At 71.6% G+C, this 14,524-nt stretch carries 11 protein-coding genes and 1 pseudogene; 7 read left to right on the top strand and 5 right to left on the bottom strand.

Annotation, left to right across the window (positions count from 1 at the left end; genetic code table 11):
• The 7 genes from VET29_RS02985 to VET29_RS03015 form a co-directional block, all read left to right on the top strand.
• Positions 1 to 2,565 (top strand): AfsR/SARP family transcriptional regulator (locus tag VET29_RS02985; RefSeq protein ID WP_324914211.1); only part of this gene is annotated, 2,565 nt, incomplete at its 5' end.
• The gene (locus VET29_RS02990) at positions 2,562 to 2,966 is read left to right on the top strand and encodes a hypothetical protein (RefSeq protein WP_324914215.1); all 405 of its coding nucleotides are present in this window, start codon (positions 2,562 to 2,564) and stop codon (positions 2,964 to 2,966) included. The genes VET29_RS02985 and VET29_RS02990, both read left to right, overlap by 4 nt.
• On the top strand, positions 2,956 to 4,770 hold the full coding sequence (locus VET29_RS02995) for a RiPP maturation radical SAM C-methyltransferase (RefSeq protein WP_324914219.1): 1,815 nt from the start codon (positions 2,956 to 2,958) through the stop codon (positions 4,768 to 4,770). Before VET29_RS02990 ends, VET29_RS02995 begins: the two co-directional genes overlap by 11 nt.
• A gap of 77 nt (positions 4,771 to 4,847) precedes the next feature.
• Positions 4,848 to 6,269, top strand: coding sequence for a glycosyltransferase family 2 protein (locus VET29_RS03000; protein WP_324914223.1), 1,422 nt, complete (start codon positions 4,848 to 4,850; stop codon positions 6,267 to 6,269).
• 22 nt (positions 6,270 to 6,291) lie between these two features.
• On the top strand, positions 6,292 to 6,675 hold the full coding sequence (locus tag VET29_RS03005) for a hypothetical protein (RefSeq protein WP_324914227.1): 384 nt from the start codon (positions 6,292 to 6,294) through the stop codon (positions 6,673 to 6,675).
• Complete coding sequence (locus VET29_RS03010) at positions 6,672 to 8,546, top strand: caspase, EACC1-associated type (RefSeq protein ID WP_324914232.1); 1,875 nt, start codon at positions 6,672 to 6,674, stop codon at positions 8,544 to 8,546. Before VET29_RS03005 ends, VET29_RS03010 begins: the two co-directional genes overlap by 4 nt.
• 131 nt (positions 8,547 to 8,677) lie before the next feature.
• Positions 8,678 to 9,502: a DUF72 domain-containing protein gene (locus VET29_RS03015; RefSeq protein WP_324914258.1), complete on the top strand. Its 825-nt coding sequence runs from the start codon at positions 8,678 to 8,680 to the stop codon at positions 9,500 to 9,502.
• A gap of 42 nt (positions 9,503 to 9,544) precedes the next feature.
• On the opposite strand, the gene VET29_RS03020 is transcribed toward VET29_RS03015, so the two are convergent.
• The 5 genes and pseudogenes from VET29_RS03020 to VET29_RS03040 form a co-directional block, all read right to left on the bottom strand.
• On the bottom strand, positions 9,545 to 10,399 hold the full coding sequence (locus VET29_RS03020) for an NAD(+)/NADH kinase (protein WP_324914236.1): 855 nt from the start codon (positions 10,397 to 10,399) through the stop codon (positions 9,545 to 9,547).
• 92 nt (positions 10,400 to 10,491) lie between these two features.
• The gene (locus tag VET29_RS03025) at positions 10,492 to 11,061 is read right to left on the bottom strand and encodes an NAD(P)H-dependent oxidoreductase (protein ID WP_324914262.1); all 570 of its coding nucleotides are present in this window, start codon (positions 11,059 to 11,061) and stop codon (positions 10,492 to 10,494) included.
• A gap of 3 nt (positions 11,062 to 11,064) precedes the next feature.
• Positions 11,065 to 12,186 (bottom strand): annotated as a pseudogene (locus tag VET29_RS03030) (FAD-dependent oxidoreductase); the annotation flags it as partial.
• Positions 12,187 to 12,224: 38 nt separating this feature from the next.
• Complete coding sequence (locus VET29_RS03035) at positions 12,225 to 12,938, bottom strand: TetR/AcrR family transcriptional regulator (RefSeq protein WP_324914239.1); 714 nt, start codon at positions 12,936 to 12,938, stop codon at positions 12,225 to 12,227.
• Between the two features lie 131 nt (positions 12,939 to 13,069).
• Positions 13,070 to 14,041, bottom strand: coding sequence for a pectinesterase family protein (locus VET29_RS03040; protein WP_324914242.1), 972 nt, complete (start codon positions 14,039 to 14,041; stop codon positions 13,070 to 13,072).
• Positions 14,042 to 14,524: the final 483 nt, after the last annotated feature.

The following is a 14,524-nucleotide window of genomic DNA, read 5'->3' on the forward strand; positions in this document are numbered from 1 at the left end:
CAGCTGCTCAGGCGCGCCGAGGCCGTCACGGGCACCAGCGCGCGGCTCGACCGGCGTACCGCGGGTTACGTCCTGGCGGTCGACCCCGGCAAGGTCGACCTGCACCGCTTCACCAGCTTGGTCGAGCGCGGCGGCGACCACACACATCCCGTGGAGGAGCGCGTCGAGTCGCTCGCGGAGGCACTGCGTCTGTGGCGCGGCCTGCCGCTCGCCGGCATACCGGGCGACTGGGCCGCGCAGGTTCGCGACACCTGGCACCGTCGGCGCCTCGACGCCGTCGTCCGGTGGGCCGCGCTCCAGCTCGACCTCGAACGCGCCGACGAGGTGCTCGCCGTGCTGCCCGGCCTCGTCGCGGAGTACCCGCTCGCCGAGCCGCTCGAGGTCCTGTTCCTGCGCGCGCTGCACGCCGCCGGCCGCGACGCGGAAGCCATCGACCGCTACGCCGTCGTCGCGCAACGCCTCGCCGAGGAGCTCGGCACCGATCCCGGTCCGGAGCTGCGCACCCTGCACGGCGCGCTGCTGCGTGGCGAACTGCCGGTGGCCGACCGCCGGGAAGCGCTCGGGGCACCCGCGCAGCTGCCGCCCGACGTGTTCGGGTTCGCCGGCCGCGACGAGGAACTGCGCCGGCTCGACGGCATCGTCGCGGCCGGCGCCCGCATCGTCGCGATGTCCGGCACCGCGGGGGTGGGCAAGACCTCGTTGGCCGTCCACTGGGCCCACCGCGTCCGCGACGACTTCCCCGGTGGCCAGCTGTACGTGAACCTGCGTGGGTTCGACCCCACCGGCTCGCCCGTCCCTCCCGCCGTGGCGGTCCGTGGGTTCCTCGACGCGTTCGAGGTGCCGCTGCAACGGATCCCCGCCAGCTTCGAGGCTCAGGTGGGGCTGTACCGCAGCCTGCTCGCGGACCGGCGGGTCCTGGTGGTGCTGGACAACGCCCGGGACACGGAACAGGTACGTCAACTGCTGCCGGGCTCGCCGACCTGCGTCGTGCTGGTGGCCAGCCGCAACGCACTCACCGGGCTGGTGGCCGCCGGCGCCTACCCGCTGACGGTCGATCTCCTGACCGGCGACGGGGCGCGGCAGCTACTGGTGGGACGGCTCGGCGCCGCCAGGGTGGCCGCCGAACCACGGGCCGTGGACGAGATCGCCGGCCTGTGTGCCCGGCTGCCCCTCGCGCTGGCGGTCGTCGCGGCCCGCGCCGCGACCAACCCGACCTTCGACCTCGCCGAGCTCGCCCGCGAGCTGGGGGACGCCCGGCACAGCCTCGACGAGTTCGCCCGCGCCGACCCGACGACCGACCCGCGCGCCGTGTTCTCGTGGTCCTACCTGCGGCTCACCGACGCCGCCGCGCGCCTGTTCCGGCTCTTCGGCCTGAACTCGGGCCCGGAGATCGGCGCGCGGGCGGCCGCGAGCCTCATGGGCCTGCCAGCCGAGCGGGTACGCCCGCTCCTCGCCGAGCTGGTCGCCGCGCGGCTGGTCGCCGAACCCCGGCCCGGCCGGTACACCTGCCACGACCTGCTGCGGACCTACGCCTCCGAGCTGGCGGCCGAGATCGACGCCGAGATCGACCGGTACGCGGCGACGCGGCGACTGCTCGGCCACTACGTGCACAGCGCGAACGAGGCGGACCGGCTGCTCGACCCGCGCCGGGAGCCACCGCCCGAGCTCACCCCGCTGCCGTCCGGTGTCACACCGGAACGGATGACCGACCAGACCCGGGCACGCGCGTGGTTCGGCGCCGAGTACCGGGCCCTGCTCGTCGCCATGCGGCAGGACCCGGAGTTCGACGTCCAGGTCTGGGAGCTCGGCTGGGTGACGCGGCGGTTCCTCGCATACCAGGGGCACTGGCACATCGAGCTCGACGCGCTCACGGTCGCCCTCGCGGCGGCCGAACGCCTCGGCGACCAGGTCAAGCAGGCGTTCATGCACTGCTACCTGGGCACCACCTACGTCTGGTTCGAGAAGCACGAGGACGCCCGGATCCGGTTCGAGACCGCGCTGGACCTGTACCGGGAGGCGGGCCACGACGTCGGCCGGGCCTTCGTCCACTACTACCTCGCCTGGATGCTCGAACGCCAGGGACACAACGAGGAGGCACTCACCCACGTCGAACAGTCACTCGAGCTGTACCGGGCCGCGGACCACCTGCCGGGGCAGGCCAAGGCCCTGAACGCGGTCGGCTGGTTCCACGCCCTGTTCGGCGACCACCGGGCAGCCATCGAATACTGCGAGAAAACCCTTGCACTGCAAATGAAACTCGGCGACCAGGTCGCCGCGGGCCAGACCTGGCACAGCCTTGGCTACGCGCACGACCACCTCGGCGACCACGCTCGGGCGATCGCCTGTTACCAGGCGGCCGTCGGCCTGTTCCGCGAATCGGGCTACCTCTTCGGGGAGGCACTCGTGCTGACCTCCCTCGGCGATGCCTACCTCGCCGTCGACGACCGGGACGCGGCCCGCGAGGCATGGCAGCAGTCCTTCGACATCTTCGACCAGCTCGGCCACCCGGACGCGGAGGAGACCCGCGCCAGGCTGACGAAACTGAACGAGAGAGGCGACCAATGACAGTCAGCGAAGAAGACGTGACCGGCCTTGTCACCGCACTGAACGGCCTGGCGCTCCCGCAGGGGCAGCGCGAGCTGCTCGACGCGATCCTCAAGGTCGTGGCGGACATCCAGGAGCGCCTCGACGGGCAGGCGTTCAGTGGGGAGTTCAACGACGCGTTCACGAAGAAGCACGCCGATCTCGTGCTGGAGTACGTCACGCTGCCACCGGACGTCGCGAGCGCGACAGGGATCTTCGAGGGTGACAGCGCGATCATCCGCAACCCGCACGCCTCCCCACCGGGGATCATCAAGAACCCGCACCCCGACGGGAACGACGAAGACGACAACGAAGGCGACAACAGCAACAACGACAGCAACGACAGCAACGACAGCAACGACAGCAACGACGATGAGCCCTGAGCCGGGCGCTCGCCGGACGGTTCTCGTCTCGATGCCGTTCATGAACCTGGACCGCCCGTCGATCCAGCTGGGGTTGCTGAAGGCGATCGCGGAGGCGAACGGCTTCCGGGTCGACACCCTCCACGCCAACCTCGACTTCGCGGCCAGGATCGGCGTCGACCATTACCAAGCGATCGCCGATCACCACGGGCGGCTGGTCGGCGAGTGGCTGTTCTCCGTCGAGGCCTTCGGCGCCGCCGCCCCGGACCGCGACGCCGAGCTGCTGGTGGAGTTCGCCGCGGAGCTCGAGCGCTTCGACCGGTTGCGGCAGACGCGGGACCACGACGTGCCCGCCTACCTCGACGCGCTCGTCGACGGGTTCGGCTGGCACGAGGTGGACATCGTCGGCTTCAGCTCGACGTTCCAGCAGAACGCGGCGTCGTTCGCACTGGCGCGGCGGTTGAAGGAACGCTTCCCCGGCATCGTGACGGTGTTCGGTGGCGCCAACTTCGACGGTGAGATGGGGGTGGAGCTGGTGCGCTCGGTGGACTGCATCGACTACGCCGTCATCGGCGAGGGCGACACCGCGTTCCCCCGGCTGCTGTCGGCGCTCACGTCCGGCACCGATCCCGGCGAGATCCCCGGGGTGGCGAGTCGTGCCGGCGTGACACCACCCGCACCGCCGAACACGGAGCTCGACGGGCTGCCCGTGCCGGAGTACGGCGAGTACTTCGAGCGGGCGGAGCTCCTCGGCCTCCGCTGCGACGACGCCTGGCTTCCGTTCGAGTCCGCGCGGGGTTGCTGGTGGGGCGCGAAGCACCACTGCGTGTTCTGCGGGCTCAACGGGACCACGATGCGGTTCCGGGCGAAGTCGCCCGGAACGGTGCGTGCGGAGCTGGCGCACCAGGCCAGGCGCTACGGCAGTTTCCGCTTCGCGGCCGTCGACAACATCCTCTCCCCCACCTATCTCACCGAGCTCTTCCCCGCGATCGCCGAGGACGCCAGCGACTACCGGATCTTTTACGAGGTCAAGGCGAACCTCTCCCGCGCACAGCTGCGTGTCCTGGCCAGGGCCGGTGTGTCGAACCTGCAGCCCGGGATCGAGTCGCTGAGCACGCCGGTGCTCCGCTTGATGGACAAGGGGGTCCGCGCGGCGCAGAACGTCAACCTGTTGCGCTGGGCGCGGTACTACGGGATCGGCGTCGCCTGGAACATCCTCTGGGGCTTTCCCGGCGAGACCGAGGAGGACTACGCGCGGCAGGCGGAGTTCGTACCGCACCTGGTGCACCTGCAGCCGCCCACCAGCGCGGCCCGCGTGTGGTTGGAGAGGTTCAGCCCCATGTTCACCCAGCCGGCGCGGTTCCCGACGCGCTACCGCGTGCCGGAACCGAGCCACCGGTTCGTCTACCCGTCCACCGTGGACGCCGAGCGGATCGCGTACGTGTTCGACCACGAGTTCGTGGACGCCCTGCCCGACGCGGCCTACGCGCCGCTGCGCAAGGCGTTGACCGAGTGGACGGGGGCGTGGGAGGCGGGCACCCCACCCGCGCTCATGTACCGGTCCTCGCCCGGCTACCTGGAGATCTACGACCTCCGCCACCCTGGCCAGGAAGGGATCTACACGTTCCGCGGCACGCTCGCCGACATCTACCTGGCGTGTGGCGAACGCCCGCGGACCGCGGCCGCCGTCCGCGACCTGCTCCACCTCGACCTGCGGGTTCGCGCGGTCGAGGACGCGTTCGAACAGTTCCGCGATCGTGGCCTCATGTTCCTCGACGGCAACCTCGCGCTGTCGCTGGCACTGCCCACGACACCCGGCCGGTAGAACTGTTCGGAATCTCCCCGTATCACCGGGCGCGGGTTTCCCTCTTAACGAGGACACCGCGTTCCCGGGGGGATTTCATGAACACCTCGCTCACCACGACCGCCCCACCATGTCCTCGTGCGCCGCGCCCCGGCATTGCCGCGTTCATCCTGCCCTATCTCGTTTTCACGGCCGTGCTGACCGTGGCGTGGTGGCACGGCGCGGACGCGGATTTCCTCGACTGGTACGCGACGGTCGTGTGGTCGCTACCGGTGCTGACATCGATCACCGGAATACGTGGCCTGCGCACAATGCGGCGTGTGCTCGGCACGGCGCATTCTCCTGCGCATTCCGTCCCGGTCGAGGAACTGCTCGTCATCGTGATTCCGACCATCGGCCGGCACGATGTGGTGCCCGCGTTGGAACGAGTGGTCGCCTCGTGCCGTACGCACCTTCCCGCCAGGTTCACCCGGTCGCGGGTGGACATCGTGATCGAGGAGGACTGCCCGGCCCGCCACCGCATCCTCGCCATCGCCGACCGGCACGCCGCCGTCCGGGTCCTCGGCATCCCACGCGACTACCGGACGCCGCTCGGCACCCGGTTCAAGGCTCGGGCCAACCACTTCGCCCACCTCACGCGGCTCGCCGACGGGGAGGCCCGCGACGACGTGTGGATCCTGCACATGGACGACGACACCGCCGTCGGCGCGGACACCGCCGACGACCTGGCCCGGTTCGTCCACACACAGCGTGCCGCGGGCCCCGACGGTCTCCACCTCGCGCAGGGCGTGCTCGCCTACCCCCGTGAGTGCGCCGGCAGCCGGTGGGTGTGGCTGGCCGACGCGGTCCGTCCGGGATGCGACATCAGCCTGTTCGCGGCCGGCACCGGCCGCGGCTCACCCCGCGGCGGCCTGCACGGCGAGCTGCTGCTGATCCGGGCGTCCGCCGAGGCCGCCATCGGCTGGGACTTCGGTCCCGACGTGACCGTCGAGGACGCACAGTTCGCACTGCGCTTCTGCGCGCGTTTCCCCGGTCGGAGCGGCTGGTTCGCCGGCCGGTCCTACGGCGCGTCGCCCGCGACCCTCGGCGACTTCTTCCGCCAGCGCCAACGGTGGGTCGCCGGGCTGCTTCGACTCGCCACGACCCGCTCGGTTCCGCTACGGCACCGGCTCCTGCTCGGACACAACCTGGCCGTGTGGCTGTGTGGTCCCGTGCAGCACCCCCTGACCATCCTCCTGCTGGCCCTCGCGGTCGGCGACCTCGGCGTCGCGCCCGCGTCGGCCGCCGCGATCCCGCTGTGGGCACTGAACACCACGTTCTGCTACTGGCTCTACTGGGAGGGCTACCGGATCAACGTCACGTCCTCCCTGGACGCCGGGACCGACCGGCTGGAGCGGGTCCGGCTGGTCGTGCTGATGCCGTTGTTCGCGCTGTGGGAGTCGATCGGCATCGTGCTCGGCGTGGCGCGGTTCCTGCGCCGCGGCGACACCGGCTTCACGGTTATCCCCAAACCCCGGTGAGGAAAGGTCCATCATGAACTCCTTGGCACGACAGGTCATCGTCGACGTCCACGCGACGGACCGGGACGAGGACGAACGTTTCGAGCTGGCGGGACGGCTACGCGCGGAACTGCTGGAGCTGGACGTGGCCGGCGTGGAGTTCGCGGGCGGCGGCGCCGCGCCGGCCGGCTCGAAGGCCGACGCCGTCACGCTCGCCACGATCCTGCTCACCCTCGGCGCGTCCGGCGGGGTGTTCACGACGGTCGTCGGCGCGGTGCGGGACTGGCTGCTTCGCCAGCCCGAGCCCGGTGTCGTCGTGGACGTGACGATCGACGGCGACTCGTTCCGGATCGAGGGCGCCGCCACCGACGAGCGGCGGCGGCTGCTGGACGCGTTCGTCGAACGGCACCGGGCAGGCCCGTCGTGAGCGGCGGCCGATTCGCGCTGCTGATCGCGAGCGACCGGTTCACCGACGCCGGGCTCGTCCGTCTCGTGTCGCCGTCGGCCGACGTCGCGGCGCTGGGGCACGTGCTGGCGGACCGGGAGATCGGCGGCTTCGAGGTGCGGACGCTGGTGAACAGGCCGTCGCACGAGGTGGCGCGGTCGGTCGAGGCGTTCTTCGCCGACCGGAGGCGTGATGACCTGCTGCTGTTCTACTTCACCGGGCACGGCCTGAAGGACGACCGGGGCCGGCTGTTCTTCGCGATGACCGACACCGAGCGCCGCTACCTCGGCGCGACCGCGCTGGCGGCCGGGTTCCTCCACGACGTCATGGAGCGGTCACGGTCCAGGTCCAACGTGCTCGTGTTGGACTGCTGCTACAGCGGTGCGTTCGCGACGAGCCGCACCGCCAAGGGGGACCCGGCGATCCACACGTCGGAGCGGTTCCGGTCCCGCGGCAGGGCGGTGCTCACGGCGTCGGACTCGATGCAGTTCTCCTTCGAGGGAGACACGACGCTCGACAGGACGCCGCTGTCGGTGTTCACCGGCCTCATCGTCGAGGGATTGTCGAGCGGGGACGCCGACCGCGACGCGAACGGCCTCGTCGACGTCGACGAGCTGTACGACTACGTCGACGACCGGATGCGTGACGTGGCGCCCCAGCAGCAGCCCGGCAAGTGGCAGTGGGACGTGCAGGGCCGGATCGTGATCGCGAACAGCCGGCGCGGGCCCGGCGTCGCCCCACCGCCGGCGCGCATCGCACCGGCCGTCAGCACCACCAGGACACCGTCGCGGCGCACGGTGATCCGTGCGGGGGCGGGCGCGGCGGTGCTGGCGGCCGGCGGGTTGGGCGCGCTGAGGCTGTTCTCCGGACCCGCCGGACCGCGGCCGTGGGTCTTCGAGACCGGCGACGAGGTGTACTCCTCGCCGGCCGTGCACCACGACACCGTCTACATCGCGAGCCGGGACGGCAACCTGTACGCACTCGACCTGACCACCGGCGCGCGGCGGTGGCGACATCCGACCGGCGCGCCGGTCACGTCGTCACCCGCGGTCGCGCACGGCGCGGTGTACGTCGGCGGCGACGACGGCGCCCTGCACGCGGTCGACGCCGTCGACGGCACCCGGCGCTGGACCGTTCGGACAGGCGCGGTGGTGCACTCGTCGCCCGCCGTGGCCGGCGACGCTGTGTACGTCGGCAGCCGCGACGCGAACCTGTACGCCGTCGACGCCGGCACGGGTGCACTCCGCTGGCGTTTCCCCGGCGGCGACTGGTTCAACTCGTCGCCGGCCGTCGCCGGCGGCACCGTCTACATCGGATGCCGCGACCACAACGTGTACGCGGTCGACGCGGCGACCGGGCAGCGGCGCTGGAGCTACCTGACCGAGAGCACCGTGGACTGCTCGGCCCTCGTCGCCGGCGGAATGGTGTTGGTCGGCTCGGACGACAAGAGCCTCTACGCACTCGACGGAGCGAGTGGCTCGTGGATCTGGCAGTTCGACGCGCACGGCGGAATCGTGTCCTCGCCGACCCTCGACCGGGGTGCGGTGTACTTCGGTTGCGACGACGGCGCCCTGTACGCCATCGACGCGACCTCGGGTCGCCTGCGCTGGCGGTTCACCACAGGGAACAGCATCCGGTCGTCGCCCACGGTGGACGGTGGCGTCGTCTACGTGGCCAGCAGAGACCGGAACGTGTACGCCATCGACACGACGACGGGCGAACCCCGCTGGCGACACGCGACGAACGGCCCGATCGACGACTCGTCACCCGTGGTGGCGGGCGGACTCGTGGTGGTGGGAAGCCTGGACCACAACGTGTACGCACTGCCCACACGCGACGGCGTGGGCGGGTGACCGGCACCCGCCGACGTCCACGTGGACCGCGGCGATGCCGGGCCGGGTGAAGAACCGCTGCCCGGGTAGAGTTTCCCACCCACGACCGACGGGAGCTGGGCGGAGTGGCACGTCTTCATGTCGGCTGCGCGATGTGGACCCACAAGGCGTGGGCCGGGCGGTTCGTGCCGCGGTCGCTGCCGGCCACCGAGCGCCTGCGGGCCTACGCCGGCTGGTGCGACGCGGTCGAGGGCAACACCACCTTCTACGCCACCCCCGCCCGCCAGACCGTCGCGACCTGGGCACGGCAGACCGGCCCCGGCTTCCGGTTCGTGGTCAAGCTGCCCAAGCTCGTCACGCACGAGCGCCGCTTCGCCGGCGTCGAGGCCGAGATGCGAGCGTTCCTGGACGCGATCGAACCCCTCGGCGGACGGGCGGTCCTGTGGACCCAGCTGCCCGCCTCGTTCGGCCCGTCGGACGTCGACGCCCTCGGCCGCTTCCTGCGCAGGCTCCCGGCCGACCGGCGGCGTGCCGTGGAGGTACGCCACCCCGGGTTCTTCACCGACGCCGGCGCGACGTCCCTGCTGGAGGCGACACTCGCCGGCGCGGACGCCGAATGGGTGCCGTTCGACACCACGGTCTTCTTCCGGAGCCCGCCGACCAGCGAGGCCGAACAGGACGCCTGGACCAAGAAACCACGACTGCCGCGACGGACCCGGGCGCTGACCGACCAGCCGATCATCCGCTACCTGGGCCGGGACTCGGTCGAGGAGACCGTCGACGGCTGGCGGCCGTGGACCGCGGTGGTCGCCGGCTGGCTCCGCGAGGGCCGGTCACCAACGGTCTTCGTGCACACCCCCGACAACGACGACGCCCCGGCCCTCGCCCGCCGCTTCCACGACGACGTACGGGCACTCGTGCCCGGCCTCGACGCACTGCCCGAGCCCGAACCGGTCGAGCCCGCGACCCTGTTCTGAGCGCGGTCGTGACCGAGCGGGACACACCGCACCACACCGAGATCAGCTGCCACCCGAGGAGGCCGGCGGGATCTCCGCGGAGTCCGTCAGTCGCAGCTTGCGGCGGGCTCGCTGGTAGAAGGTCGTCATGCCGAGCCGTACCACCTGTGCGGCGCTCGGCCGTGCGCGCAGCTCGATGCAGTCGCCCGGTCCGACGTAGCCGGCGACCTCGCCGTCGACCTCGACGGCCAGGCGTCCGCTGGTCGGCAGCATCTCCAGGGTCACCGTGTCGTGCACGGACAGCACGACGCCGCGGCTGTACGCGGAGTGCGGCGCCGCCGGGGTCACCAGCAGCGCCTCCACGGCCGGGCTGGTGATCGGTCCGCCGGCCGAGAAGCTGTACGCCGTCGAGCCGGTCGGCGTCGCGACGATCACCGCGTCGGCCGCGTAGGACACGAACTCGTGGCCGGCCACGCGGACCGCCACGATCGCGCCGCCGTCGCCCGGGACCCGCACCACGGCGACGTCGTTGAACGCGGTGATGGTCCGGTCGCCGAGCTGGGCGTCGACGGCCAGCCGTGGCTCGATGGTGAACGCGTGCTCGTCGATGGCCGACAGCGCGGCGGGCAGGTCGGGCACGTCCACCTCGGCCAGGAACCCCAGCTTGCCCAGGTTCACCCCGAGCACCGGCGCCTTCTGCCCGTCGGCCAGCCGCATGGCCCGCAGCATGGTCCCGTCGCCGCCGAGGCTGACCAGCAGATCCGACCGGCTCCCCAGCTCCGCCGCCGTCACCCCGACCGCCGCGCAGTCCAGCCGGTTCAGCTCCTCGGTGAGGCCGAGCACCTCGATCCCCCGGCTCGTCGCCCAGCCGAGTACCGCGTCGACCGCCGCCTGCGAGTCACGCCGCGGATGCAACACAAGCCCAGCCGAGTGCATGTCAACCCCTGACAACTGGCGTAGTCACCGTCATGCCCCGAGTCTGCCCGCCGAACCCGATCTCCGCGAGGTAGTCAGGCCGCCGCCGGGACCCGCAGCGTCGCGAGCGCGACGGTCCAGGCGACGAGCTGGTCGAGAGTCCTGGTGAGCGCCGCCCCCTGGAAGTCGGCGGGGGTGAGCTCGTGGTGGCCCTCGAAGTCCGTACGGAAGCTCAGGCTGACCTGTGCCCCCACGTCGGCCATCTGCAGCGACGCCATGATGAGCCGCAGCTGCTCGACCGCCCGCACTCCCCCGTCGTGCCCGTACGACACGAACGCCGCCGCCTTGTTGTTCCACTCGGCGTAGACCCGGTCCAGAGCGTTCTTCAGCGCGCCGGGCAGGCCGTGGTTGTACTCCGGCGTCACGAACACGAACCCGTCGTACCGGGCCACGGTCGCGGCCCACGCATGGGTGTGCGGCTGGGAGTAGCGGCCGATCGCGGGCGGCATCGGTTCGTCGAGCGGCGGCAGGTCGACCTCGGCCAGGTCCACCAGCTCGAAGCGGGCATCGGTGCGCGCGGCGGCCTGGTCCAGCACCCAGCGGGCGACGGCCTCGCCGGCGCGGTTGGGCCGGGTGCTCGCGAGGACGACGGCGATCGTCGGCATCGCGTGGGAACTGAACTGCTCGACCAGGCGGGTGACCGCGTCGTCGCCGAACAGCAGCTCCTGGCTCATCGCCGACTGCGCCGCGGACTCCTCGGCACGGGCGAACATCTCCCGCTCGTAGGCGCCCAGCGCCGCCTCGGTGTCCCCGGGGTGGGCCACGATGGCACGGCCCAGCTCGGCGCCGTCGAACATGGCGAGGTTCGCGCCCTCGCCCGCGAACGGCGACATCAGGTGCGCGGCGTCGCCGAGCAGGGTCACGCCGGGGACGCGGTCCCAGCGGTGCCCGACGGGCAGGGCGTGGATGCGCCGTGGCACAACGGGTCCGTCCGCGTCGGCGACCAGGGCGCGCAGCTCGTCCGACCAGTCCGGGAAGTGCGCGAGCACGGCCTTCTTCGCCACCTCGGTGTCGGTGAAGTCGATGGTGTCCAACCAGGACTCCTCGGCCGGGACCGCGGTGTAGACGTGCAGGCTGCCGTCCGTCTCGCGGTGGGCGAGCATGCCCTTGTTGTCGCCGAGGCAGAAGAAGAAGCCCGGCCCGATGAGCTCCGCGCTCGCCGGGTGCCGGGTGTCGGGCTCGACGAGGTCGGTCTCGACGAAGGAGATCCCGACGTAGGCGGGCACGGCGGCCGACACCAGCGGCCGGACCCGCGACCACGCGCCGTCCGCGCCGACGAGCAGGTCGGTGGTGATCGACGTGCCGTCCGCGAAGGTCACCTCGTGCCGGCCGTCGCCGAGGGTCCGGGCGCCGGTGGCCTTCCTGCCCCACTGGACGGTGCCGGCCGGCAGCGAGCTCAGCAGCAGGTCACGCAAGTGTCCGCGGTCCACCTCCGGGCGGCCGCGGTCGTCGTCCGCCACCTCGAAGCGGATCACGCCGTGCTGGTCGACGACCCGGGTCGCCTGGCCGCCGGCGTGGACCAGGGCGCGGAACTCGTCGTACAGGCCGGCGGCACGCAGTGCGAGCTGGCCGGAGTCGGTGTGGATGTCGAGCATGCCGCCCTGGGTGCGGGTCTCGGGTGACGGCTCCTGGTCGAGGACGGTCGACTCGATGCCGTTGACGTGCAGGACGCGTGCCAGCGTGAGGCCGGAAAGGCCCCCGCCGACGATCGCGATCGGGTGGTGGGTCATGGTCGTGCTCCTTCGGTCCTCGTCTTCGGTCCTCGTCGTCAGTCCTCGTCGCCCGGCACGGGCGTGTTGGTGATGCCGTTGATGACCACGCGCAGGCCCCAGGACGAGCGCTGCGTGCCGGAGCCGCCCAGCACGCTGGCGCCCAGGGCATGCAGGTACGGATGGGTCGACGCCGGCAGCTCGCGGACGGCCCGGGTCAGCGCGTCCCACTCGGACTCGGCGTCGCCGGACTGCCACTGGGTCGACTTCTCGGCCGCGACGGCCGTGGCGACGAGCAGCAGCACGTCCACTCCCCAGGCCGCCCGCTCCGGCGGCACACCGCCCTCGACCTGCAGGGCGATCAGCCGCTCCACCAGCCGCAGGTAGTGCTCGCCGCGTGGCCGCGCGGACACCGCCATGCGGGCCAGCGCCGGATGCGCGAAAAGGATCAGCTTGTAGGACGAGAGCACGCCTTCCAGCTGGTCGCGCCAGTCGCCATCGCCATCGCCGCCGCCGTCGCCGCCCGTGTCGAGGTCGACCTCGCCGAGCAGCTCGTCGAGCACGGCCGCGTGCAGCTCGGCGGTGTTGGCCACGTAGACGTACAGCGAGGCCGGGCCGGTGTCCAGCTCCTGCGCGAGGCGGCGCATGGTCACCTTCTCGAGACCCTCGGCACGCAGCACGGCGACCGCGGCGGCGACGATTCCCTCGCGGGACAGGGCGGCCTTGGCCGGCCGCTCGCGGCGGCTCACCGGAGGCTTCGGGCGTGGGGTCATGACACGAATGTAACGAACATGTTCGTCACGAACAAGGTCGTGACGAACATGTTCGTTGTGGTGCCGGTCTCAGCTCGCGGCGACGGGAAGGCGCGCGGAACGTGCCGTTCAGGACTATCGGGGGTTCGGACTCAGCCGACGGGGTTCCAGCCGTCGGAGCCGGCGAGGTACCTCTGCGGGGTGTAGCTGCCGGCCTGCGAGTCCGCCAGCTGCGGGCGGTTCGTGCCGGTGCCCGCGCCCGCGCCGGTGTTGCGGTACTCGGCGAAGCGGGCGTTCTTCCAGGAGTTGCCGGACATGTCGGTCCACGGTTGGGACGTCTTGAGCACCGAGTCCAAGGTGGACTCCCGGTAGAGCACCTGGGCGTTCGGGCCCCACGGGCGGCCGAGCTGTGTGGTGCCGGCGGCCGAGCCGCCGCGGATGTGGGACCTGTGGACCAGGAAGCCGTACGTCTTCGTGGCCGCGGTCCTGGCCGCGGTGATCGGGGCGCCGGTGCTGCGCTTCTCGTAGATGTCGCAGCCGTCGAGCACCGCGGTGCCGCCGCCGAAGATGAAGTCGACCGTGCCCTCGATGTAGGAGCCGACGACGTAGGCGCGGGCGGCGTCGTTGATCAGGAACGTGTCCTGGTCCCCCAGCAGCCGCACGTTGCGCAGCACGGCGCGGTCGGCGTTCAGGTGCAGCGCGAGTGCCTGCTGGTCGCTGGGCACCGAGCTCTCGTCGAAGTCGTTGGCCATGGTCAGGTTCGTCGCGACGAAGTCCTTGCCGTAGACGAACGTGGTCGCGCTGTTGAAGGTGCCGCCGTTGTGGTAGGCGGAGTGGTTGTTGACGATGACCACCTGCGAGGGTGCGGAACCCGTGCCCTGCAGGGTGATCATCGGTTTGTTGGCCGGCACGGTCACGATCTCGCGGTAGGTGCCGGGTTTGATCGTGATGGTGGTGCGGCTGGTGCCGTTGGCCGGCGCGGCGTCGACGGCCGCCTGGACGGTGCGGTACTGCCCGCTGCCATCGGCCGCCACCATCAGCGTCGCGGCCTCGGCGGGCCGAGGGACGAACAGGGCGGCGACCGCGGCGGCGAGCACCAGGGACGCACGGGATCGGGATGCCACGACAGGTCCTCCTCGTTGAGAGACAAGCGTGTGATCGTTAACAAGCACCTGCTGAGCTAGCCGCGGCGACGACCGCGACAAGGGGAGATGTTCGCTTCTGGATGGCAGGTTTTGCGCAGGGACGCCATCACGCAGGTGATGTTAACGCTAACACGCCGAGTCGCGGCGAGACAAGGATCCCGGAGGTCGCCCCGCCGCCGGACGGCGGCGGGGCGGCGGGCCCTACCGGAGGACGCTGACGGGCGGCACACGGCGTCCACGCCCAACGCCGGCCTCCCGACACAAACCGGCGACACCCCACCAATCACCTGACACCTCGCGAGTCCCGCGTTCACCCATATCGAGTCCCGCGTTCGCGCGGCGGTGGCACCTGGTGGTCACCTCCGCCCGGGCGGGTCGCCGTCCGCCGGGGCGGGTCACCGGTGCGGTGTCCACCCATGGTGATGGGTCCAGGCTTCCGCCGGTTCGCCGTCGTGACCAGTG

The sequence above is a fragment of the Actinophytocola sp. genome (genome assembly GCF_035634895.1).
Taxonomy (GTDB): Bacteria; Actinomycetota; Actinomycetes; order Mycobacteriales; family Pseudonocardiaceae; genus Actinophytocola.